The sequence below is a fragment of the Flagellimonas abyssi genome, from assembly GCF_019457905.1.
Taxonomy (GTDB): Bacteria; Bacteroidota; Bacteroidia; order Flavobacteriales; family Flavobacteriaceae; genus Flagellimonas; species Flagellimonas abyssi.
In genome coordinates this window covers 120,683-141,745 of the sequence record NZ_JAHZSV010000014.1, presented here as the reverse complement: position 1 = coordinate 141,745, position 21,063 = coordinate 120,683, and the positions used below count along the sequence as shown (strand labels likewise).

The 21,063-nt window shown below is 41.2% G+C and carries 23 protein-coding genes; 16 read left to right on the top strand and 7 right to left on the bottom strand.

What is annotated here, in order from left to right:
- Nucleotides 1-18: 18 nt before the first annotated feature.
- Complete coding sequence (locus K1F36_RS11800; RefSeq protein WP_220113999.1) at nt 19-651, bottom strand: MOSC domain-containing protein; 633 nt, start codon at nt 649-651, stop codon at nt 19-21.
- A 65-nt stretch (nt 652-716) separates the two neighbouring features.
- Nucleotides 717-1,070, bottom strand: a complete 354-nt coding sequence (locus K1F36_RS11795) for a DUF6249 domain-containing protein (protein WP_220113998.1) — start codon at nt 1,068-1,070, stop codon at nt 717-719.
- Nucleotides 1,071-1,205: 135 nt separating this feature from the next.
- Between K1F36_RS11795 and K1F36_RS11790 the strand changes: the two genes are divergently transcribed.
- Both K1F36_RS11790 and K1F36_RS11785 read left to right on the top strand, forming a co-directional pair.
- Nucleotides 1,206-1,793, top strand: coding sequence for an RNA polymerase sigma factor (locus K1F36_RS11790; protein WP_220113997.1), 588 nt, complete (start codon nt 1,206-1,208; stop codon nt 1,791-1,793).
- Entirely contained in the window at nt 1,777-2,187 is a 411-nt protein-coding gene (locus K1F36_RS11785; protein ID WP_220113996.1) for a hypothetical protein, read from the top strand. Before K1F36_RS11790 ends, K1F36_RS11785 begins: the two co-directional genes overlap by 17 nt.
- Here the strand turns inward: K1F36_RS11785 and K1F36_RS11780 are convergent.
- The 3 genes from K1F36_RS11780 to htpG form a co-directional block, all read right to left on the bottom strand.
- Nucleotides 2,184-2,540 (bottom strand): DoxX family protein, encoded by a 357-nt coding sequence (locus K1F36_RS11780; protein WP_220113995.1) that lies wholly within the window; start codon nt 2,538-2,540, stop codon nt 2,184-2,186. The genes K1F36_RS11785 and K1F36_RS11780 overlap by 4 nt on opposite strands.
- 5 nt (nt 2,541-2,545) lie before the next feature.
- A complete protein-coding gene (locus K1F36_RS11775) occupies nt 2,546-3,886 on the bottom strand; it encodes a hypothetical protein (RefSeq protein ID WP_220113994.1) in 1,341 nt (446 codons plus the stop codon).
- Between the two features lie 94 nt (nt 3,887-3,980).
- On the bottom strand, nt 3,981-5,867 hold the full coding sequence (htpG, locus tag K1F36_RS11770; RefSeq protein WP_220113993.1) for a molecular chaperone HtpG: 1,887 nt from the start codon (nt 5,865-5,867) through the stop codon (nt 3,981-3,983).
- A gap of 324 nt (nt 5,868-6,191) precedes the next feature.
- Here htpG and K1F36_RS11765 point away from each other — a divergent pair, with 324 nt between their 5' ends.
- From K1F36_RS11765 to K1F36_RS11755, 3 genes are all read left to right on the top strand, one after another.
- Nucleotides 6,192-6,848, top strand: coding sequence for a TetR family transcriptional regulator C-terminal domain-containing protein (locus K1F36_RS11765; protein WP_220113992.1), 657 nt, complete (start codon nt 6,192-6,194; stop codon nt 6,846-6,848).
- Between the two features lie 5 nt (nt 6,849-6,853).
- Nucleotides 6,854-8,164, top strand: a complete 1,311-nt coding sequence (locus K1F36_RS11760) for an ABC1 kinase family protein (RefSeq protein ID WP_220113991.1) — start codon at nt 6,854-6,856, stop codon at nt 8,162-8,164.
- 96 nt (nt 8,165-8,260) lie between these two features.
- Nucleotides 8,261-9,271: a 3-oxoacyl-ACP synthase III family protein gene (locus K1F36_RS11755; protein ID WP_220113990.1), complete on the top strand. Its 1,011-nt coding sequence runs from the start codon at nt 8,261-8,263 to the stop codon at nt 9,269-9,271.
- 114 nt (nt 9,272-9,385) lie between these two features.
- On the opposite strand, the gene K1F36_RS11750 is transcribed toward K1F36_RS11755, so the two are convergent.
- The gene (locus K1F36_RS11750) at nt 9,386-11,836 is read right to left on the bottom strand and encodes a TonB-dependent receptor (RefSeq protein ID WP_220113989.1); all 2,451 of its coding nucleotides are present in this window, start codon (nt 11,834-11,836) and stop codon (nt 9,386-9,388) included.
- A gap of 350 nt (nt 11,837-12,186) precedes the next feature.
- Between K1F36_RS11750 and K1F36_RS11745 the strand changes: the two genes are divergently transcribed.
- A complete protein-coding gene (locus K1F36_RS11745; RefSeq protein WP_207034289.1) occupies nt 12,187-12,546 on the top strand; it encodes a CoA-binding protein in 360 nt (119 codons plus the stop codon).
- Here K1F36_RS11745 and K1F36_RS11740 read toward each other — a convergent pair.
- Nucleotides 12,530-14,017: a sodium:solute symporter gene (locus K1F36_RS11740; RefSeq protein WP_220113988.1), complete on the bottom strand. Its 1,488-nt coding sequence runs from the start codon at nt 14,015-14,017 to the stop codon at nt 12,530-12,532. The genes K1F36_RS11745 and K1F36_RS11740 overlap by 17 nt on opposite strands.
- Nucleotides 14,018-14,093: 76 nt before the next feature.
- Here K1F36_RS11740 and recR point away from each other — a divergent pair, with 76 nt between their 5' ends.
- From recR to ftsY, 10 genes are all read left to right on the top strand, one after another.
- The gene (recR, locus tag K1F36_RS11735) at nt 14,094-14,714 is read left to right on the top strand and encodes a recombination mediator RecR (RefSeq protein ID WP_176621114.1); all 621 of its coding nucleotides are present in this window, start codon (nt 14,094-14,096) and stop codon (nt 14,712-14,714) included.
- A 79-nt stretch (nt 14,715-14,793) separates the two neighbouring features.
- Nucleotides 14,794-16,155 carry a dihydrolipoamide acetyltransferase family protein gene (locus tag K1F36_RS11730; RefSeq protein ID WP_220113987.1) on the top strand — a complete coding sequence of 454 codons (1,362 nt, stop codon included), beginning with the start codon at nt 14,794-14,796 and terminating at the stop codon, nt 16,153-16,155.
- Nucleotides 16,156-16,227: 72 nt separating this feature from the next.
- Entirely contained in the window at nt 16,228-17,001 is a 774-nt protein-coding gene (locus tag K1F36_RS11725) for a 3'-5' exonuclease (RefSeq protein WP_220113986.1), read from the top strand.
- Nucleotides 17,002-17,033: 32 nt separating this feature from the next.
- The gene (locus K1F36_RS11720; RefSeq protein WP_220113985.1) at nt 17,034-17,645 is read left to right on the top strand and encodes a fumarylacetoacetate hydrolase family protein; all 612 of its coding nucleotides are present in this window, start codon (nt 17,034-17,036) and stop codon (nt 17,643-17,645) included.
- Complete coding sequence (locus tag K1F36_RS11715) at nt 17,645-17,983, top strand: Hpt domain-containing protein (RefSeq protein ID WP_108245255.1); 339 nt, start codon at nt 17,645-17,647, stop codon at nt 17,981-17,983. Before K1F36_RS11720 ends, K1F36_RS11715 begins: the two co-directional genes overlap by 1 nt.
- Complete coding sequence (locus K1F36_RS11710) at nt 17,984-19,234, top strand: competence/damage-inducible protein A (protein ID WP_220113984.1); 1,251 nt, start codon at nt 17,984-17,986, stop codon at nt 19,232-19,234.
- Nucleotides 19,235-19,308: 74 nt separating this feature from the next.
- Nucleotides 19,309-19,536 carry a 50S ribosomal protein L28 gene (gene rpmB / locus K1F36_RS11705; RefSeq protein ID WP_108245253.1) on the top strand — a complete coding sequence of 76 codons (228 nt, stop codon included), beginning with the start codon at nt 19,309-19,311 and terminating at the stop codon, nt 19,534-19,536.
- Between the two features lie 28 nt (nt 19,537-19,564).
- Entirely contained in the window at nt 19,565-19,747 is a 183-nt protein-coding gene (gene rpmG, locus K1F36_RS11700; RefSeq protein ID WP_100817574.1) for a 50S ribosomal protein L33, read from the top strand.
- Nucleotides 19,748-19,784: 37 nt separating this feature from the next.
- Nucleotides 19,785-19,937: a DUF4295 domain-containing protein gene (locus K1F36_RS11695; protein WP_108245252.1), complete on the top strand. Its 153-nt coding sequence runs from the start codon at nt 19,785-19,787 to the stop codon at nt 19,935-19,937.
- A gap of 167 nt (nt 19,938-20,104) precedes the next feature.
- Nucleotides 20,105-21,061, top strand: coding sequence for a signal recognition particle-docking protein FtsY (ftsY, locus tag K1F36_RS11690; protein WP_220113983.1), 957 nt, complete (start codon nt 20,105-20,107; stop codon nt 21,059-21,061).
- Nucleotides 21,062-21,063: the final 2 nt, after the last annotated feature.

The window sequence follows — 21,063 nt, the reverse complement described above, 5'->3', positions numbered from 1 at the left end:
TCGAGAGGCCCCCTTTTTTTATGCCCATTTCTCAAGCTTTTTCCTTTTGCCCTGCGGGAGAGTTTCATTATCTATAGCCCATTTTAAGACTTGCTTGTCCTTGGTTTTGGCAAAAAGTAGCGTATAGAATGCTTGAATGGTCAAAGGGTTTTCCGATTCTTTCACGAGTTCCATGGAATCGCCCATTACAACTTTTCCGGGTTCAAGAACACGTACGTAGGTTCCAGGACGGCCATGGTCTATGAACTGCTTTAAAATACTTTGATCGTTAAACCGAATGCCCAATTTATAACAGGGCTCCCTAGGTTGCGTAATCTGTACCAGCGCTGTTCCCAATTTATAAATGCTTCCAATCTTTAATTGGGACTCGTCCAAACCATAAAGGGTCAAATTTTCGCCAAACATGCCCCAGTTCCAATTTAACAGTGGGTATCTCTCTTTCCAATAAGCATAGTTGTCTGAGGAGAACAGATAACAAGCTTTGTACGTGCCACCATGGTGTTTCCTGTCCACCACGGAGTCGTGTTTCACATCCTCCTTATCTAAATAAAGAGGCTCATCAATTGGGTATTTGTAGATGCCGGTGAGGGTTTCTTTACCGTTCCAAACAATTTTGGTAGGCTTGCCGAGGTTGGTCGAGATTACTTTCATAATGACAAGTTATAAAAAACCACCGCTTGTGGCGGTGGTCATTCAATTAAAATCAGCTTAAAGAATTAATTTTCTTTGTCCAATTTGTTGGTCATGTTAAATCCGACCATCAGTCCAACACCCGCTAATAGGAAAATTGTACCTGGGTAAGCAACCTCTTGTTTAACTCCAAGACTGTGGACAAATATCGAAGCTACAAATATGGCCGTTCCGATTCCCATAAGCAATAAGGCTAGGTTGAGGAGAATGATTTTCCCAAGTGGAGTAGCTCCACCCCTTTTTCCCCTGACAAAAATGCTGGCGTCGCCCCCCTTCTCGATCAAGGCCAATCGTTCCTTGTTTCTAGTTGAAAAATAGAGGTAGGCAATGGCAAGGATAACACCAAAAATGATTGGAATAATGATTACTTCTGATCCCATAACTATTCGTTTTAATGATTATTTGTAATTTTTTTGTTCATAAGCTATGACGACGGTTTTTCCGATCAGGTTACATATTTTTATAAAAATTATTTTTTGTGTAACCTAACTGGTACTTCTGGCGTCCAATGAACAATGCTGACCAACAAGGAAAATCAAATGATCTCGGAAATACGCAGGGGAAATACCCGCGCGTTCTCCGATTTGGTGGATAGCTATAAGGATATGGTTTTTACACTTTCAGTTAGAATGTTGGGAAACCGGGAGGAGGCAGAGGAAGTATCGCAAGATGTATTCATTAAAATATTCAAATCCCTGCCTAAGTTTAAGGGCGATTCAAAGTTGTCCACCTGGGTGTATAGAATTGCCTATAATACTTGTTTGGACAAGATAAGAAAAGTAAAAAAGCAACGAATCCATTTGGATATGGAGCATGCTGACAAGATAGATTACGCTGACCTGGATACGGCGTTTCATAAAATGGTAGCGATAGAGCGAAGCCAATTGATAGAGCAATGTCTGTCCAGATTATCGGAAGAGGATGCAGGTATACTTACTTTGTTTTATCTTGAGGAAAAGAACCTGCTGGAAATGGAAAAAGCAACCAGCCTGCCGGTGAATACATTAAAGGTGAGGTTGTTCCGGGCCAGAAAGCGATTGGCCAGTATTATGGAAAAGAGTTTGAACAAAGAAATATTGCAGAGCAATGGATCAATTGGATGATAAAAAACTGGAAGCATTTGTAGATGGGATAATGGAAGAAGCTCCATTGGAATCCCCTTCTGCTGATTTTACCAAAAATGTGATGCAAAAACTAGAGGTCGAAGCACCGCAACAAGTTTTTGAATACAAACCCATACTTTCGGGCAGGACTTTGTCCTTGGCTTTTGTTGCTTTTGTAGCCTTGGTGTTTCTATTGGGTTCACATTTGGGAGTGGATAATGGTCAAGGTTGGTTCAAAAACTTGAACATAGAGTCTTGGTTCCATGGGGATTGGGGATGGGTGAAAGGTTTCACTTTTTCCAAAGTTACCGTGTATGCTTTCCTGTTTTTAGGACTTATGTTTTTTGTACAGGTACCTTGGCTGAAAAGGTATATGGATAGAAGAGTTTTTTAAATGTAGGCATAGTAATACGCCCAATACATTAAAAAGAATTGTAGGGGAATCCGAAGAACCAATATCCATTTTGGGATTCCAGCGGATGCTTTTTTACCAGAAAGCATGTAAAAATGTACCGATAAAAACACGCCTAACATTAAAATGATGCCAAAGGTGCTCAGTTTTCGGGTGGCATCGAAGCAGACACCTATACCCAGTAAAATTTCTGCAATACCGCTCAAATACACCAAAAGCTTATGGTTGGGCAGGTACATGGGCATAATGCGCATATACATTTTGGGTTTTATAAAATGCATTAAACCTGCAACCACATACATTCCGGCCATTACGTAAAGATGCCATGGGACCATAAATCTTAGTTTTTGAAATACCAAAACGGTAAGATAACATCTGTAACCGTCTTAATGGTGTCTTTTTCCTTTCTTTTTCGTCTAAGCCTTAAAAGGTGTTTCCCTTCTTCGAGATCAGCAATATTAAGATGGGTCTCGAATCCAAGGATATTATGGATTCCCGTGGTCAAGATAAAATCTTCGTCCACATCCAGACTATCGATTAGGAAAGCATGGGTTTCATTAAAGGTTCTTAGGTACATCTTTCGTATACTGTCTTTTTGGCGTGCACTGGTAATCTGGTCGCTCCAATTGGTAGTGACCTTCATACTGGTAGACAATCCCCGTCTGTCAATTTCCGGAGTCAAGGAATCGTTGTATGCGAAAATTCGGTTTTCCAAATTCTCGGAAAAGGGCACGAACACTGTTAAAAATGGTTTGTTGATCACCTTGGAAGGAATAACCATGTGCCCAGGGAAATCTCCATCCTCCGTAAGCATGTCGGCATAGTTTTCCTTGTTGGCAAAAGTGCTCGAAGATTGTTGGTCCTTATCCAGATAGTTGGAGCTGCGATACTCCAAACTGGTCATCATTAATATGGCAATGTAAATGGGGACCAAAAGTAAAATGAGTCTTCTTCCAAAACGGTTGTCCAAAAAATTATAGACCAAAGGTCTGTATAGAAATGAAAGCGTCAAAAAACTGAAAACCCAATAGATGGGGAAGTAAAGTCTAGAGATCCATTTTTTCTTTTTGAGCCAGCCCTGCGTTAAAAAGTCGATAAAGGTCAAGATCATGCCCGTTATGATGAAAACTATCAGAATGGTGCCGAGAATAGTAGCAAACCCTTCGTGCAAATGGTCACTTTCAAGGATAAAATTGGCCACCAATACGATGGACAATATAATCATGGTCATGGCCAGCACATAGAAAATCAATAAGAACGAAATGGCAAAGAGTACGCTACAGTAATTCTCAAGATTGGCAATGTACCGATCAAAAGAGACGATGCGTTTTTGAAGGTATTTGGTAAAGCGCTCCGAATAGCGCAATTTTTCGAATTCTATATCACCGGAAACGTACCGCAACCCAAGAGACCCAATCCAAAGTCCACGAAGGATTACGTGGAGCAATAGGTTGAACAATAATATGGAACACGAAATTTGAAGGATAAGGTAGACTACGAAGCGATAAATTTGCTGTTGGTTCTCAGCATTTACCGTTTCAATGCGAAGAGGTTCGTAGGCAGTGAACAGTCCGAAGATGGCAAAACCCGAAATAATAAGCTCAAGTTCCCAGCTTTGTTGTTGAAGGGAGTCCAGTAGTTTTTTGAATGAGGGACTGTTATAATCGTTGTTCGCGCCCACGGTCTTTGATTGGTTTGTACATCCAATATAGGCATAAAATGCAAAAACCGCTCATTTGGAGCGGTTTTGCGTTGTTGATTATGAATAACTAAGATTATTTGATCATCTCGTAGCTTCGGGCAATAAAGTTGGTGAGTTCTTCACCCTTCAACAATCCTTTGGACAATCGTGCCAAATCCAACGATTGATTGATCAACCTTTCTCGTTTTTTTGTGGTCTTGGTATTCAATATTTCGCCTACCAGTTCGTGATTGGTATTTACGATAAGGTTGTACATATCGGGCATATTGCCCATCCCGAACATGCCACCACCACCTGTACGCTGCATTTCTTTCATTCTGCGCATAAATTCTGGCTCGGTGATTATAAATGGAGAAGCGCTGCTTTCCATGGCCTCCATCTGAATGGTATATCCTTTTTCCTTGGTCACCTCTTCGATTTCGGACTTCAATTTCTCTTTTTCCTCTTCGGAAAGCTTGGAGATTGCCGTATCCTCTTTTTTGATGAGGTTGTCCACATGGTCGGCATCTACTCGAACAAAAGACAGGTTCTCTTTGGATGTTTCCAACTTTTGCATCAAGTGTGATACAATCGGTGAATCCAACAACAGGATTTCGTATCCTTTCTTTTTGGCAGCTTCAATGTAGCTATGTTGTGCCTCTTTGTCCGAAGCATAAAGCACCACCAACTTATCATCCTTGTCGGTCTGATTGTCCTTGATTTTGGCCTCTAGCTCTTCAAAAGTGTAGAAATTGCCATCAATTGTTGGGTACAGGGCAAACTTATCGGCTTTTTCAAAGAATTTATCTTCGGAGAGCATTCCGTACTCGATGACCACTTTGATGTCGTTCCACTTTTGTTCAAAATCCTTACGGTTGTTCTTGAAAAGTGAGCTCAATTTATCGGCCACTTTTCGGGTGATGTAGGAAGAGATTTTCTTTACTGCACCATCAGCCTGAAGATATGACCTTGAAACGTTCAATGGAATATCCGGAGAATCGATGACACCTTTTAGCATCGTCAAGAATTCGGGAACAATACCTTCCACATTGTCCGTTACGAACACTTGGTTCTGGTACAATTGAATTTTGTCTTTTTGAATACTCAGGTCGTTTGTCAACTTTGGGAAGTACAAGATACCCGTTAAGTTGAACGGATAATCCACGTTCAAGTGGATATGGAACAAGGGTTCTTCGAACTGCATAGGATAAAGTTCCCTGTAAAAGCTCTTATAATCCGATTCTTCCAAGTCCGCGGGCTGCTTGGTCCATGCTGGATTTGGATTATTGATGATGTCATCCACCACTTTAGTTGGTGCCGGGTCGTCTTCTTTGGCATCTTCTGGTTTGGGAAGCGTTTCCGTTTTTGTTCCAAACTTGATTGGAATGGGCATGAACTTGTTGTACTTCACCAAAAGCTCACGAATTCTTGACTTTTCCAAAAACTCGGTGGAATCCTCTGCTATGTGAAGGATAATTTCCGTTCCCCTTTCAGTTTTGTCACTTGGTTCAATGGTAAACTCGGGAGAACCATCGCAAGTCCAATGTACCGCAGGTTCTTCTTTGTGGCTTTTTGAAATAATCTCTACTTTCTCCGCTACCATGAACGCTGAGTAGAAACCAAGACCAAAATGCCCGATGATTCCGGCATCTTTACCTGCATCCTTGTATTTATCCAAAAATTCCTCGGCACCGGAAAAAGCCACCTCGTTAATGTACTTTTTTACTTCCTCCTCGGTCATCCCGATACCCTGGTCTAGAATATGGATGCGTTTGTTGTCCTTGTCCACCTTGACCTCGATTATTGGGTTGCCGTACTCGATCGTAGCTTCTCCTATGGAGGTTAAGTGTTTTAATTTAAGGGTTGCATCCGTAGCGTTGGAAATAAGTTCCCTCAAGAAAATTTCGTGATCACTGTATAGAAACTTTTTGATCAGAGGGAAAATATTTTCTACTGAAACATTGATTTTACCTGTAGCCATCGTTTTGTTTTTTATGCTTTTTACAGCTGATCAGTCAAAAAAAATACCATAGTGCAAAATCTGACAAACTGACATTTCATTGGGGTTTTAACTGGTCTACAAGATTTTAACATAATTTTGTTTATTTTATTTTAGTAAAGATTAAACAAAATGATTATATTTACAGTGTTATAGGTTAAAAATTGCTATGAAGTAGTATTACTATAACAAGTTTGTTTATTTATTGGTTAGGTTGTGAAAATGCACTTTCGCCAGGAAGTGCATTTTCTTTTAAGAATTAGATTACACAATGCTAACTTTGTTAACTCTTCATAAAACACAAAAATGGCAAAGACGACTAAACCCAAAATTACCGAGGACAAAATCATAAGCTTATTCATGGAATCTGTTTTGGAGCATGAAAAAGTGCCAAGCTCGGTGTTTAAATTCTGTAAGGAACACGATATCAAGGAAGATGAATTTTATGGATTCTTTGGTTCGTTCGAGTCCTTACAACAAATTATCTGGAACAAATTCTTTGATAACAGTTATAATTTGATGCAAAAGAACAAGCAGTACGCATCCATGACCAACGAGGAAAAAATGTTGACCTTTTTCTTTACCTTTTTTGAAAACCTGACACTAAATAGGAGTTATGTCCTTTTTATAATGAAAGAGCATAAATATTCTTTGGAAGGATTGATGCAATTAAAAGGTCTTCGCAAAAAGTTCAAGGATTTTGCTTCCACACTCATTGAGGAAAGGAACGATGAAAAGCAGCACAAGATTTTTAAATACAATGCTCCCTTGTTTGCCGAAGGCGCTTGGTTACAGTTTCTTTTTATCTTAAAATTCTGGATGGAAGATGGTTCCCCAGGTCTGGAGAAAACCGACATCGCCATTGAAAAATCCGTTACCACCGTTTTCCAAATTTTTGAAAGTACACCGTTGGAAAAGATAGTTGACTTTGGAAAATTTCTTTATAAAGAAAAATTCGCATAGAACACATGAAAAGGTTGGATACGATTCCCACTGGGAAAATAGAACGCGCCGGAAAATTGGTGAAGACCGGGGTCAAGATCGGAGGAAACTATGTGAAATACTATGGTAAAAAGCTCGTAGACCCGCAAACCTCCAAGGATATGTTGGACCAAGACAATGCAGAGGATATTTACGATGGACTCAAAAGTCTAAAGGGTAGTGCGCTCAAAGTGGCCCAAATGCTCAGCATGGAAAAGAACCTCTTGCCAAGGGCATACGTGGAAAAGTTTTCACTTTCCCAATTTTCTGTGCCTCCGTTGTCCGCACCCTTGGTTCGTAAGACCTTCAAAAAATATTTGGACAAATATCCTGAAGAGATTTTTGACGAATTTGAAAAGGATTCCGTGAACGCTGCCAGTATAGGCCAGGTTCATCGCGCAGAAAAGGATGGCAAAAAATTGGCGGTCAAGATCCAATATCCAGGTGTTGCCGAAAGTATAAGTAGTGATTTGGCCTTGGTGAAGCCTGTGGCCATTAAAATGTTCAACTTGAAGGGGAAGGACTCCGAAAAATATTTCAAGGAAGTTGAGCATAAACTCATCGAAGAGACCAATTATATCTTGGAATTGGAGCAAAGCGACGAGATTACCACCGCCTGTTCCGTGATTCCAAACATGCAATTTCCTAAATATTATCGAGAGTTGTCCAGTGAACGTATTCTAACGATGGACTGGATGAATGGAATGCATTTGGGAGAATTTACACAAACCGATTTTGAGCCTGAAGTTGGGAATACACTGGGCCAAGCCCTCTGGGATTTTTATATGTTCCAGATTCATAAATTGAGAAGGGTACATGCAGACCCGCATCCCGGTAATTTTCTGGTAAGTGATGATGCTAAGTTGATAGCCATCGATTTTGGTTGCATCAAGCAGATTCCACATGATTTTTATGTACCGTATTTTGAGTTGGCAAAAGAGGAAAACATCAATAATGATAAAATCTTCATGGAAAAATTGTACGAACTGGAAATCTTGACACCGACCGACTCAGAAGAAGAGCTGAAATTTTTTAAGGCGCTTTTCAAAGAAATGCTGACTATTTTCACTTCTCCTTTCCATAAAGAAACTTTTGATTTTGGTGATGAAGGTTTCTGGTCGAAAATTGCAAACCTCAGTGAACGCTACTCCAAAGATGAACAAATCCGAAAGATGAACGGGAACAGGGGGTCAAAACACTTTTTATATATAAATCGTACGTTTTTTGGGCTTTACAATCTATTGCATGACCTTAAGGCTAAGGTAAATGTGAACCATTTTGAGCAGTACATCCGCTAAAAGCCTTAATAAATATGCAGTTCTTAGGATATATTTTTTAATTTTCCGTTAATTAGCCAAGAGTTTTTTAAAGATTCAATACTTAAGCAATTAGAAATGTATAACTCAAGAATATCGGGATTGGGATTTTACGTCCCTGAAAATGTGGTCACTAACGACGATTTGTCAAAAGTGATGGACACGAATGATGAATGGATACAAGAGCGTACGGGAATTAAGGAGCGGCGTCATGTTCTAAAAGATACTGAAACCACAACTTCTATGGGAGTTGAGGCTGCCAAGAGGGCCATCGAGCGTGCGGGTATCGATAAGGATGATATTGACTTTATTGTTTTCGCGACCCTTAGCCCCGATTATTATTTCCCTGGGCCCGGTGTATTGGTGCAGCGTGATCTTGGCCTAAAAAGAACCGTTGGTGCCTTGGATGTGAGAAACCAATGTTCCGGTTTTGTTTACGGAATTTCCGTGGCCGACCAATATATTAAAACCGGTATGTACAAAAATGTACTGGTCATTGGTTCTGAACTGCATTCCCGTGGTCTGGATATGACCACAAGGGGCAGGGGAGTATCCGTTATTTTTGGTGATGGTGCGGGAGCAGCCGTTTTGACCAGGGAAGAGGATACATCCAAAGGAATCCTTTCTACCCATTTGCATTCCGAAGGACAACATGCTGAGGAGCTTTCACTGATAGCGCCCGGAATGGGCAAACGTTGGGTCACCGATATTATCGAAGATAAAGACCCCGAGGATACCTCTTATTATCCACATATGAACGGACAATTTGTTTTCAAGAATGCAGTGGTCAGATTCAGTGAGGTAATTATGGAAGGACTCGGTAAAAATGATTTGGCCCCGACCGATATTGATATGCTAATTCCACATCAGGCGAACCTTAGAATCTCCCAATTCATCCAGAACAAGTTTAAATTGAAGGATGAACAGGTATTCAATAATATTATGAAGTACGGTAATACCACAGCGGCTTCCATTCCTATTGCATTGACCGAGGCTTGGGAAGCCGGAAAAATCAGAGAAGGTGATTTGGTAGTACTTGCGGCCTTTGGTAGTGGTTTTACCTGGGGAAGTGTCATCATTCGTTGGTAGATACCAACCTTTATATAATTAAATATAAAACCCCGGTCCAAACGGACAGGGGTTTTTGATTGATGCTAACACAAGATAACCAACCAACACTCGAATATGAAGCATCAATTTATTTTAGAGGATACCACCGCCACCTTGCTTGGTGTTGTTGTCCCTACGTTTACGTTGTTTGGCTTGGTTTTTACCGCTTCCAAATCTATAGGAAAGACCTAGATATACATTATTGCTTTCCCAGTTAAAGGCACCCTCTTGCGCAAAAGGATAATCGCCCTCGAAAGCAAATCGCATGGTGTTGAAAATATCGTTGTAATTAAGGCTCAGTGTTCCTTTACCTTCAGCAAAGCTGTAGCGAGCGCCCAAATTCACAAAATACATCGGGTCCGCATTGAACTGTATGCTCTTGTTTCTTCCACGGTAAAAACCGAAAGCTTGTAGCGTTAATGCCTTGGTAACGGTAAAGCTGTTGTTCATTCTCAGGTTCCAAGCCGTGTTGTCTACCTTTACCCGTTGTTCCACAATATCTTCCTCGCTCGGATTTGGGTCAGTTGTGTTCAGCGTTTCGGTCAACCCCCTTTGGGTTTGAGAGAACAGGTCAAAACTTCCATTGATGCTCCACCATTTTAAAGGTTTGTAATTGGTAGAGAGTTCTACCCCGTAGGCAGATGTTTTGTCAAAATTATCAAAGGTCAGGATGGTCTTGTTCAAGTCCAAGCGGTCCACATAGATAGCTCGGTTGATTTCATCAGTTATGCTTCTATAGAAGACACCTCCGGTAATACTTCCATTTTTTATTCTTTTGGTGTAGTTCGCTTCATAAGAATTTGTGAACTGAGGTACCAAATTTGGGTTTCCAAAAGAAGAGATCAATGGCGTTGCAAACTCACGGATGGGGTTTACTTGTTGTAGACCAGGTCTATCTACCCGTCTGCTGTAGCTCAGTTGCACTTGGTCACCTTCATTGGGTCGGTAGGTAATAAATGCAGAGGGGTAAATCTCGGTATAGTCATCCGTAAACGCACGTACGGCATTGGTATCGGCCTTAACTTGAACATCCTCGATACGCACGCCCATTTGGTAGGACCATTTTTCGTAGGTCTGTCCAAAAGTTGCATAGGCCGAATAAATATCCATGTCATATACAAATTTAGTGGAGGGCGTAGGTGCCAAATCCCCATTGGAATTAAAAGATTGCCCAGTGGAAGAATAATCCACAATGGTCTCAAAATTTCTGGATTGTAGACCCAGTTCCAGTTTGGAAATACTGTCCAGCGGATTCACATAATCCAAATTGGCAGTGGTCTGGGTACGCTCGGTGTCCACAAAATCCATATAATCTGGATAGGTTGAGGCGCCGACAGATCTAAAATCAGCATCCTGTTCACTGTCAAATAAGTTGTGGTCTATTTCCAGTTCTATGTTATGGCCTTCTTTATTAAAATCGAGTTTATAGTCGAAATTATACTGCTCACTGCTATTGTTTGAGTCGTCCAGGAACAATTGCGTCACGTTTCGAGAAGGATTATTAAAATATAAAACTGCAGTCTCTCCCGTACCTTCACCTTCATAGATATTTTGGTTGGTAAAAAAGGAAATGGTGTTTTTATCGTTCAGGTAAAAATCCACTCCTAATTTGTACAGGTGCGACTTGTTATTGTTGAAAAAGTCAAACTTTTGGCGTGAGTTTTCGTCTACACGAAGAATGCTTCCATCGTTCACCCATTTACCTATATTGTTGCCATAATTTCCATAAAAGTTGAACTTTCCGTTACGGTAGTTCATATCAATAGAACTATTGAATTTGGCTTCGATGCCCTTGGTGAGCCCAAGGTTTACGTTTCCATTAAAACCGATGTTGGCATTTTTGTGCAATACAATATTGATGATGCCGCTCATTCCTTCGGGATTGTACTTGGCGGATGGATTGGTAATCAGTTCAATGGATTTAATGGCTGTTGATGGGATTTGCTTGAGCAGCTGTGCTACGGGAACATTAGACAATTTTCCGTCGACCATGACACGTACATTTGAGTTGCCCCTAAGTGTAATATCACCTGTTTGGGAATCCACGTTTACGGATGGAATATTGTTCATAATGTCGGAAGCCGAGGCACCTGCAGTAGTCAAGTCTTTGCCCACGTTGATTACTTTGCGGTCTACGCGCTGCTCAATAGTGGTGCGTTCTGCTACCAGCTCCACGCCCTCGAGTTCTTTGGTTTCTTCAACTAGGGCTACGGTGCCCAGATCAAGGGTCCGTTTGCCCTTGGCGATCACTAATTTTTGGGAATATGTTTTGTAGCCAATGTACTGTACTTCAAAAATAAATGTACCGTCGGGCAATTTGTTGATTTCAAAGCTTCCATCTTCTGTGGTAATTCCACCTGTAATGGTCTGGGAACCATCTTCCGATTTAATGACAACAGCAGCATAAGCTACAGGTTCGTTGGAAATTTCGTCGATAACCTTACCATTGATGACGCCCAGGGCATCGTTCGGATCATTGGCAAAAGTTAAAAAAGGGGATGTCATGCACAGCAATAGTGCAACTAGAAAGCTCACATGTCTCATGAGTAGTTCGTTTTTTGATTGATGATTGATTGATGATTGATGTCACTTTTAAGACGCCGTAGGTTCAGGAATGTTACAGGCAAAACTTATTTTAACATCCTTTAACAATAAAGCATTCTGAATTGTCTCAATTTTGTAAGGCAGGTTTCCGTTGGAGACTATTGATATGACGTTATAAAAGAAGAAACCCCGGTAACGAGTACCGGGGTTATACATTGATAAGCTATACTAAACACTAACCATTAACTATAAAAATACAGTCTTACCAATGACTTTAAGTTATAAAAAATAGACGACTTTACGTGTGAAAAATTACAGTCTATATAAAATTTTAACACAAAAATTAACAAATGCAAAAAACACTTGTCGTAGGGGCTTCTACAAACCCTGGAAGATACAGTAACACAGCTATTCGTAGGCTGGTTGACAATAATATTGAAACAACCGCATTTGGGATACGTGGGGGAACTGTATCAGGGGTACAAATTAAAGACAACTTGATTGATTTTCAAAATATTGATACCGTAACTTTATATTTAAACCCAAAAAATCAAAAAGAATACTATCAGCAAATTGTTGACCTAAACCCGAGGCGTGTTATTTTTAACCCCGGAACCGAAAACCCGGAATTCTATGAAATCCTTGAAAATGCTGGGATTGAGGTCGAAGTTGCCTGTACATTGGTGCTGCTTGCTACTGGACAATATTAGATTTTTCTCCCGACTTTTTAGTACGGATAAACCATAGTCCAATAAATGTAAGCAAACCGTTCAACGGCAACAATTCATAGCCAACCTGATATCCCCCTAAATATTCCGAAGGGATATTGGCTATAAAAACTATGGCAATCACCGATAATAAAGCCACTATCCAGACATAGCTGTCCTTGATTTTGTGCTTGGTGAAGATGCCAAAGGCAAAAAGACCCAGTAGTGGGCCATAAGTGTAACCGGCTACCGTAAGCAAGCTATCAATTACATTGCTGCTAAGAATATACTTAAATGCAATGATGACCACAACAAGGGCAAAGCTCATGGCAATATGGGTGCGTTTTCTAATACGCTTTTGCTCTTTGTCCTCTTTGTTTTGAACGTTTAGGAAATCCACACAGAAAGAAGTTGTCAAGGAAGTAAGCGCACTATCGGCACTACTGTAGGCCGCAGCGATGAGCCCCAGCATAAAAGTGATGGAAAGTGCCAGTCCCAATCCACTGTTCAAGGCAATTTCCGGGAAAAGGAGGTCGGTCTTCGGTGTGCCGTCCATCAGCGGAATGGCAATACCTTCCCTCTTTGCGTAAATAAATAATAACGCTCCCAAGAGCATGAACAAAAATGTGGATATCACCAGCACAAAACTAAACGAGACCATGTTTTTTTGTGCGTCCTTCAAAGACTTACAGGTAAGGTTCTTTTGCATCATATCTTGGTCAAGACCCGTCATGCAAATGGTTATGAACATGCCGCCAACAAAGGATTTGATAAAATAACTCCTGTCCAGAAAGCTTTCCGTCACCAAAAAATCATTATAATTTTTCAGCTCTTCAGAAGCCAAGAATTCCCCAAAGCTCCAACCGAGTTCTTGATTGATCATCACAATGGACAATACCACCGCCAAAATCATAAAAAGCGTTTGTAAGGTATCTGTCCATACGATTGTTTTAATGCCGCCTTTATTGGTATACAGCCAAATCAACAAAATGGAGATGACTACGGTAAATTCAAAACGCACTCCCAAGTCATCAAAAACAAATTGTTGCAGGACTATTGCTACCAAATAAAGTCTGAAAGCCGCACCAAGTACCCTCGATATAAAGAAGAAAAATGCACCGGTCCTATGGCTCATCTTTCCAAAACGGTCATTTAAATATTCATAAATAGAAGTGAGGTTTAGTTTATAGTAGAGGGGGAGCAGTACAAATGCAACCACAAAATAGCCAACAAGATATCCCAAGATTACCTGCATATAGCTGAACTGGCTATCCTGTACCCATCCCGGCACAGAGATAAAGGTGACCCCCGATAATGAGGCGCCCACCATTCCAAAGGCTACTACGTACCAAGGGGATTGTTTCCCCGCCTTAAAAAAATCGGCGTTGGAATCGTTTTTTCCGGTAAAGTAAGAAATCAATATAAGCACCAAGAAATAGGCGCCGATAAGCAACAGGATTTGTGTAGCTGACATATATGCAATTTGATTTGCAAAGTACGAAAGTAAATTGGTAACTGTAAAATCGTAATTTTGTAGGAGAATTGATGCTATGGAATTTTCATCTAAGCTACTGGAGAACGCTGTTTATGAGATGTCGCAATTACCAGGAATCGGTAAGCGAACGGCATTGCGCTTGGTACTTCATCTGTTAAAACAGCCTGAAGAGCGGTCGGAACATTTGGCCAATGCACTTCTCAAATTGAGAAGCGAGGTCAACTTTTGCAAAAATTGCCACAATATTTCCGATACGGAGGTATGTGAAATTTGTGCCAACCCCAAAAGGGACGAGACTTTGGTATGTGTAGTGGAAGATATCAGGGATGTAATGGCCATTGAAAATACATCTCAATATAACGGCCTGTACCATGTGCTGGGGGGAAAGATTTCCCCTATGGAAGGCGTTGGGCCTCAGGATCTAAATATTGGGTCACTGGTAAAAAAAGTAAAGGACGGAACCATTAAGGAATTGATATTGGCCTTGAGTTCGACCATGGAGGGGGACACAACTAATTTTTATATTTACAAACAACTGGAAGGATTAGAAGTGACTACTTCGACGATAGCCAGGGGAATTTCGGTAGGTGACGAATTGGAGTATGCAGATGAAGTAACTTTAGGGAGAAGTATAATCAATAGAGTCCCCTTTGAAAATTCTATTAAAGCGAATTAATAAACATAAATCAAAAATAAGTCGATTTCTTTAGTATTTTTGTAAAATACAAATCAAAATCACTTTGATAAATACGAATATGTCAAAATTTGAATTGAAATTACCGCAAATGGGAGAAAGTGTTGCTGAAGCTACCTTGACCAACTGGTTGAAAGAAGTGGGCGACACCATAGAGATGGACGAGGCCATCTTTGAAATTGCCACGGACAAAGTAGATTCCGAAGTTCCTAGTGAAGTGGATGGGGTATTGGTAGAAAAGCGGTTCGATGTAGATGATGTGATAAAGGTAGGTGAAGTTGTCGCCGTGATTCAAATTGAAGGTGGAGTTGAAACCCCACTGGAGGAAAGCACAGAAAAAGAAGTAGAGGAGGAGCCTGTTGAAGTACCGGCAGGAGAGTTGGAAGCTCAAATGGCCAGTGTAAAGGAGTCAGTTTCCTCATCCACGCCCGATTTTTCAAGTTCAGAACGATTTTATTCGCCCTTGGTGAAAAACATAGCCAAGGAAGAAAACGTTTCCATGGATGAGCTCGAGGCCATTACCGGTACAGGTAAAGAAGGCAGGGTCACCAAAAATGATATCATGGCCTATTTGGAAAACCGTTCCAATGGAAGTCAGGTAAAAGAAGAGGCTAAACCAAAACCTGAAACCAAAACCGCGAAAGTCGAAGCGCCTTCAGCGCCAAAAGAGACGGTCGCGAACAAACCTCAAGGATCAAAGGTTCAGGTAGGCGCAGGGGATGAGGTCATTCCGTTGACCCGCATGGGCAAACTCATCGCCCACCATATGATCGAGAGCATATCAACCTCCGCACACGTTCAGAGCTTTGTGGAAGTGGACGTGACAAATGTGGTCAATTGGAGAAATAAGGTGAAGAATGCATTCCAACAGCGAGAAGGTGAAAAATTGACCTTTACGCCCATATTTATGGAAGCTGTGGCCATGGCCCTTAAAAAATATCCACTTATGAACATTTCGTTGGATGGAGACAAGGTCATCAAAAAGAAGAACATCAATTTGGGAATGGCAGCAGCCCTGCCCGATGGCAACCTGATTGTGCCCGTAATCAAAAATGCCGACCAATTGAACTTGGTAGGGATGGCCAAAACAGTGAACGATCTGGCCGATAGGGCAAGAAACAATCAATTAAAGCCCGATGAGGTAAAAGATGGTACGTACACAGTAACCAATGTTGGTTCCTTCGGAAGTGTTTTTGGTACGCCGATCATCAATCAACCGCAAGTTGGAATCCTTGCATTGGGGGCCATCAGAAAAATACCATCTGTAATTGAGACCGATCAAGGTGAATATATAGGTATCCGCAGTAAAATGTACCTCTCGCACAGTTACGATCACCGAGTGGTGAACGGTGCATTGGGCGGAATGTTCGTGAAATCAGTGGCAGATTATTTGGAGGCCTGGGACATAAATAGGGAAATATAGTAGAAAACTGGCCATATTCCTGTCACTATTCTTAATTTAGAAGCCTAGTGAACCTTATTTAAAACGCCCCACATGCAATTACAATTGACCAAGCCTATCTGTTTTTTTGACCTGGAGACCACAGGGACCAATGTTGCAAAAGATAGGATTGTAGAAATTTCTATCCTGAAGGTTTTTCCCAATGGGAATAAAGAAAGCAGAACATGGTTGGTAAACCCGGAGATGCCCATTCCGGCAGAATCCGAGGCCATTCATGGTATTTCCGATGAAAAAGTGGCCAACGAGCCCACATTTAAGCAACTGTCCAGGGAAATTTATGCGATGATTCGCGATAGTGACCTTGGAGGATTTAATTCCGATAGGTTCGATATTCCCTTATTGGCCGAGGAAATGCTGCGTGCCGATGTGGATTTTGATATGAAAAGTATGGTGTCCGTAGATGTACAGACCATTTTTCATAAAATGGAAAAACGTACACTGGAAGCCGCCTATAAATTTTATTGCGATAAGAATTTGGACGATGCGCACAGCGCGGAAGCCGATACCTTGGCGACCTACGAGGTATTGCTTGCGCAGTTGGACCGATATCCAGAGCTTGAAAATGATATAAAAAAGCTGTCAGAGTTCACTACAAGAAGACAAAATCTGGATTTTGCGGGCTTTATCGGCCTCAATGAAAACCAGGAACCGATTTTTGCCTTTGGAAAACATAATGGAAAAACAGTGGAAGAGGTCATGGAGAAAGAGCCCGGCTACTTTGGCTGGATTTTGAACGCCGATTTCCCGCTCTACACCAAAAAAGTTCTTACCCAGATAAAGTTGAGCAAGCTCAATAACAAATTTTAAGATAAACCAACCTTAACCCCCGAGAACAAATTATGAAACTGATTTGTATAGGACGTAATTATGTGGATCACATAAACGAATTGAGCAATGAGCGTCCGGACGAACCTGTGGTTTTTATAAAGCCCGATTCCGCTATTTTACCCAAAGAGCAAGATTTTTATATCCCCGAATTTTCCAGCGATGTTCACTATGAAGTGGAAGTTCTGGTGAAAATCAAAAAAGTGGGAAAACATATTTCCAAAGAATTTGCCCATAAATATTATGATGAAGTTGGGCTGGGCATAGATTTTACGGCGAGAGACCTTCAATCCAAATTAAAATCCAAAGGATTGCCCTGGGAAAAGGCCAAAGGGTTTGATGGTGCTGCCGTAGTTGGAAGATGGCTTTCCAAGGATATGTTTAAGGATATGGACAACCTGAAATTTTCATTGTCAAAAAATAATGAAATTGTCCAAGATGGGAATACCTCGTTGATGCTGTGGAAGATAGATGAAATCATAGCTCATATATCCACTTATTTCATGTTGAAAAAGGGAGATATCATATTTACGGGTACCCCTGCCGGTGTTGGTAAAGTAAGCCCAAATGACTACCTTGTCGGTAGATTGGAAGGTGAGCAAATGTTTGATATTAATGTAAAATAATGATTTACAACCTTGATAAAATAAATGAAATGGCGGAAGGTGATGAGGATTTTATAACCTCGGTAATCTCCGTTTTTTTAGAAGAAGTTCCTGAAGACTTAGAAAGCCTGGAAAAAGCTATAGGCAGCAAGGACTATGAAAACATATATAAGTTGGCCCATAAAATTAAACCCAACGTGGATATTTTGGGTATGGAGCAAACAAGGGCCAAGGCCTTGGAAATAGAAACGCTCGGTAAGGCAACCGGTAGCATGGAGGAAATAGAACAAAAATTTCCTTTGTTGAAAAAGGATGTGCTCCAAGTGGTCTCTGAACTTAAAAATGACTTTGATTTATAGATGCAAGCGGAGATAATCACCATTGGGGATGAGATTCTCATAGGTCAGATTGTGGATACCAATTCAGCGTTTATTTCCAAAGAACTGAACAAGATTGGGGTCTCTGTTTACCAAATCACTTCTATTCAGGATGATAAAGACCATATATTAAGGTCTCTGAAAGAGGCAGGTGAACGGTCCTCTGTGGTAATCATAACAGGAGGTCTTGGCCCCACAAAGGATGATGTCACCAAGCTTACACTTTGTGAATTTTTTGAAGATGAACTGGTCCGGGACGATTCGGTTTTGCATCACATTGAAGAGCTTTTCAAAAAATATATTACGACCCCAATTTCGGATTTGAACAGGGAACAGGCTATGGTTCCGTCAAAGGCAACTGTGCTGCATAATGAGTTTGGAACCGCGCCTGGAATTTGGATGAAAAAGGGAAACACCGCTTTTGTTTCATTGCCGGGAGTTCCCTACGAGATGAAAAATCTCGTGACCTCTGCCGTTTTGCCCAAAATCATAGAAGAGTACAAGCGACCTCATATTGTCCACAAGACTATTCTAACTTACGGGATGGGTGAGAGTGCGATTGCCGAAAAGCTCGAGGACTGGGAAGATAATCTGCCTTCATTCATCAAATTTGCCTATCTGCCGAACATTGGTAGTGTAAGGCTTCGTCTTTCTGCTAAAGGCACGGATAAGGAAGTGCTGTTGCAGGGTATTGAAGAGCAGGTAAAAAAACTCTATCCTATTATTGGTGACATTATTTACGGGGAAGAGGAGGAAGATGGAAGGGTCGAAAAACAGATAGGCACATTGCTCACCGATAAAAAAATGACCTTGTCCACCGCCGAAAGTTTTACGGGGGGCAGTATTGCCGAGCGAGTAACTTCCGTTCCCGGAGCATCCGCCTACTTTAAAGGGAGTATGGTCTGCTATGCCACCGAGGCCAAGGTGAATTTGTTAGGGGTTCCGCAAGAACTCATTGACCAACATTCCGTAGTGAGCGAAGAAGTCGCCATTGCCATGGCAATTGGCGTAAAAAATAAGTTGGTAACCGATTTCTCCATAGCCACCACTGGCAATGCGGGGCCCGCCAAGGGAGATTCCGATGCCGAGGTTGGGACTGTTTATATTGGAATTGCTACCCCAAAAGGTACTTTTGCCCATAAATTTGTGATGGGAAAGCATCGGGACAGGGTCGTGAAAAAGTCTGTTAACAAGGCTTTTGAGCTATTGTATAAAGAAATTTTAAATTTCTGAAAAAGAATTTTGTACGTCCCAGTAAAATGGTATAAATTTGCAGCCTCAATAAAATCACTCAAATAGTTAGGGAGATGTCTAAAGTTTGTGAAGTAACAGGAAAAAAGGTGATGTTTGGAAACAACGTTTCCTTTTCTATCAATAAGACAAAAAGGAGATTTGATTCAAATATCTCCAAGAAGAGGTTTTATATTCCAGAGGAAGATCGTTGGGTAACCTTGAACGTTTCTGCCCGTGGGTTGAAGATCATCAACAAAAAAGGAATCTCTGCTGTCTTGAAGGAAATCAATTCCAAAAAGTAAGTTGTAAAAGCATTTTAAGTACAATACAATGGCAAAGAAAGGAAATAGGGTTCAGGTAATTTTAGAGTGTACAGAACACAAGGAATCTGGTATGCCAGGTACTTCTAGGTATATTACCACCAAGAACAAAAAGAACACGCCAGATAGGATGGAAATTAAAAAGTACAATCCTATCCTTAAGCGTATGACCGTTCATAAAGAAATTAAGTAATAGCTTTTTACAAAGTAAAGGGCAAAAAATATAAGCCATGGCAAAGAAAACAGTAGCAACACTTCAGTCATCATCCAAGAGGTTGACAAAGGCCATCAAAATGGTAAAGTCTCCAAAAACAGGTGCATACACTTTCGTAGAGTCTGTAATGGCACCGGAAATGGTTAACGACTGGTTGAACAGCAAATAAGGAAAACTTCCTTGTGACAATACTAAGGCCGCTTTTTAGCGGCTTTTTTTATTCCCATAATTCTGTTGGATGCTTCAACTTGGAGTCACAGGGGTATTTCAAAAGAATTTTCTGTTAACAAAACTCCTCTTACTTTCCTATCTTTGATCTTTCTCAAAGAACACAGGATGAGCTTATTCAAAAATATATTTTCAAAGGATAAAAAGGAGACCCTGGATAGGGGTCTGGAGAAGTCCAAAACCAGCTTTTTTGGCAAACTGGGGAAGGCCGTAGCGGGTAAGTCAAAGGTAGATGATGAGGTGCTCGACAATCTTGAGGAAGTCTTGGTCACTTCCGATGTGGGCGTAAATACTACCCTAAAAATCATCGAGCGGATTGAAGAGCGTGTGTCTCGCGACAAATACATGGGTACCGACGAGCTCAATACAATCCTTCGTGAAGAGATTGCAGGCTTGCTATCGGAGACCAATTCTGGTGAGGACACCGAGATTGCCGTTCCCAAAGACAAAAAGCCATATGTGATCATGGTAGTAGGCGTGAACGGGGTTGGAAAAACAACTACCATCGGAAAGTTGGCGCATAAATTCAAGGCCAGCGGTATGAAAGTGGTCTTAGGTGCCGCCGATACCTTCCGTGCTGCAGCCATTGACCAATTGGAAGTTTGGGCCAAACGTGTGGATGTGCCCATTGTAAAACAAAAAATGGGGAGCGACCCCGCTTCCGTGGCGTTCGATACCTTAAATTCTGCCGTTGCTGAAAATGCAGACGTAGTTTTGGTGGATACCGCAGGTCGTTTGCACAACAAGGTCAATTTAATGAACGAACTGTCGAAGGTAAAACGCGTCATGCAAAAAGTGGTTCCCGATGCACCCCATGAAGTACTATTGGTGCTTGATGGCTCAACAGGACAAAATGCCTTTGAACAGGCAAAGCAATTTACCAAGGCTACCGAAGTGACCAGCTTGGCTGTGACCAAATTGGACGGAACGGCAAAAGGAGGCGTGGTCATCGGTATTTCTGACCAATTCCAGATTCCGGTAAAGTATATCGGGGTAGGTGAGGGTATCGAAGACCTTCAGGTATTCAATAAATTCGAGTTTGTGGATTCATTCTTCAAAATTTAGAC

Coding starts and splice junctions, on each gene's coding strand:
- K1F36_RS11765 (WP_220113992.1), top strand. CDS start 6,192: ATGGCAAAGACGACTAAACCCAAAATTACCGAGGACAAAATCATAAGC.
- K1F36_RS11745 (WP_207034289.1), top strand. CDS start 12,187: ATGCAAAAAACACTTGTCGTAGGGGCTTCTACAAACCCTGGAAGATAC.
- K1F36_RS11750 (WP_220113989.1), bottom strand. CDS start 11,836: ATGAGACATGTGAGCTTTCTAGTTGCACTATTGCTGTGCATGACATCC.
- recR (WP_176621114.1), top strand. CDS start 14,094: ATGGAATTTTCATCTAAGCTACTGGAGAACGCTGTTTATGAGATGTCG.
- rpmG (WP_100817574.1), top strand. CDS start 19,565: ATGGCAAAGAAAGGAAATAGGGTTCAGGTAATTTTAGAGTGTACAGAA.
- K1F36_RS11800 (WP_220113999.1), bottom strand. CDS start 651: ATGAAAGTAATCTCGACCAACCTCGGCAAGCCTACCAAAATTGTTTGG.
- K1F36_RS11725 (WP_220113986.1), top strand. CDS start 16,228: ATGCAATTACAATTGACCAAGCCTATCTGTTTTTTTGACCTGGAGACC.
- K1F36_RS11720 (WP_220113985.1), top strand. CDS start 17,034: ATGAAACTGATTTGTATAGGACGTAATTATGTGGATCACATAAACGAA.
- K1F36_RS11755 (WP_220113990.1), top strand. CDS start 8,261: ATGTATAACTCAAGAATATCGGGATTGGGATTTTACGTCCCTGAAAAT.
- K1F36_RS11795 (WP_220113998.1), bottom strand. CDS start 1,070: ATGGGATCAGAAGTAATCATTATTCCAATCATTTTTGGTGTTATCCTT.
- htpG (WP_220113993.1), bottom strand. CDS start 5,867: ATGGCTACAGGTAAAATCAATGTTTCAGTAGAAAATATTTTCCCTCTG.
- K1F36_RS11780 (WP_220113995.1), bottom strand. CDS start 2,540: ATGGTCCCATGGCATCTTTACGTAATGGCCGGAATGTATGTGGTTGCA.
- K1F36_RS11710 (WP_220113984.1), top strand. CDS start 17,984: ATGCAAGCGGAGATAATCACCATTGGGGATGAGATTCTCATAGGTCAG.
- K1F36_RS11785 (WP_220113996.1), top strand. CDS start 1,777: ATGGATCAATTGGATGATAAAAAACTGGAAGCATTTGTAGATGGGATA.
- ftsY (WP_220113983.1), top strand. CDS start 20,105: ATGAGCTTATTCAAAAATATATTTTCAAAGGATAAAAAGGAGACCCTG.
- K1F36_RS11695 (WP_108245252.1), top strand. CDS start 19,785: ATGGCAAAGAAAACAGTAGCAACACTTCAGTCATCATCCAAGAGGTTG.
- K1F36_RS11790 (WP_220113997.1), top strand. CDS start 1,206: ATGCTGACCAACAAGGAAAATCAAATGATCTCGGAAATACGCAGGGGA.
- K1F36_RS11760 (WP_220113991.1), top strand. CDS start 6,854: ATGAAAAGGTTGGATACGATTCCCACTGGGAAAATAGAACGCGCCGGA.
- K1F36_RS11730 (WP_220113987.1), top strand. CDS start 14,794: ATGTCAAAATTTGAATTGAAATTACCGCAAATGGGAGAAAGTGTTGCT.
- K1F36_RS11715 (WP_108245255.1), top strand. CDS start 17,645: ATGATTTACAACCTTGATAAAATAAATGAAATGGCGGAAGGTGATGAG.
- K1F36_RS11740 (WP_220113988.1), bottom strand. CDS start 14,017: ATGTCAGCTACACAAATCCTGTTGCTTATCGGCGCCTATTTCTTGGTG.
- rpmB (WP_108245253.1), top strand. CDS start 19,309: ATGTCTAAAGTTTGTGAAGTAACAGGAAAAAAGGTGATGTTTGGAAAC.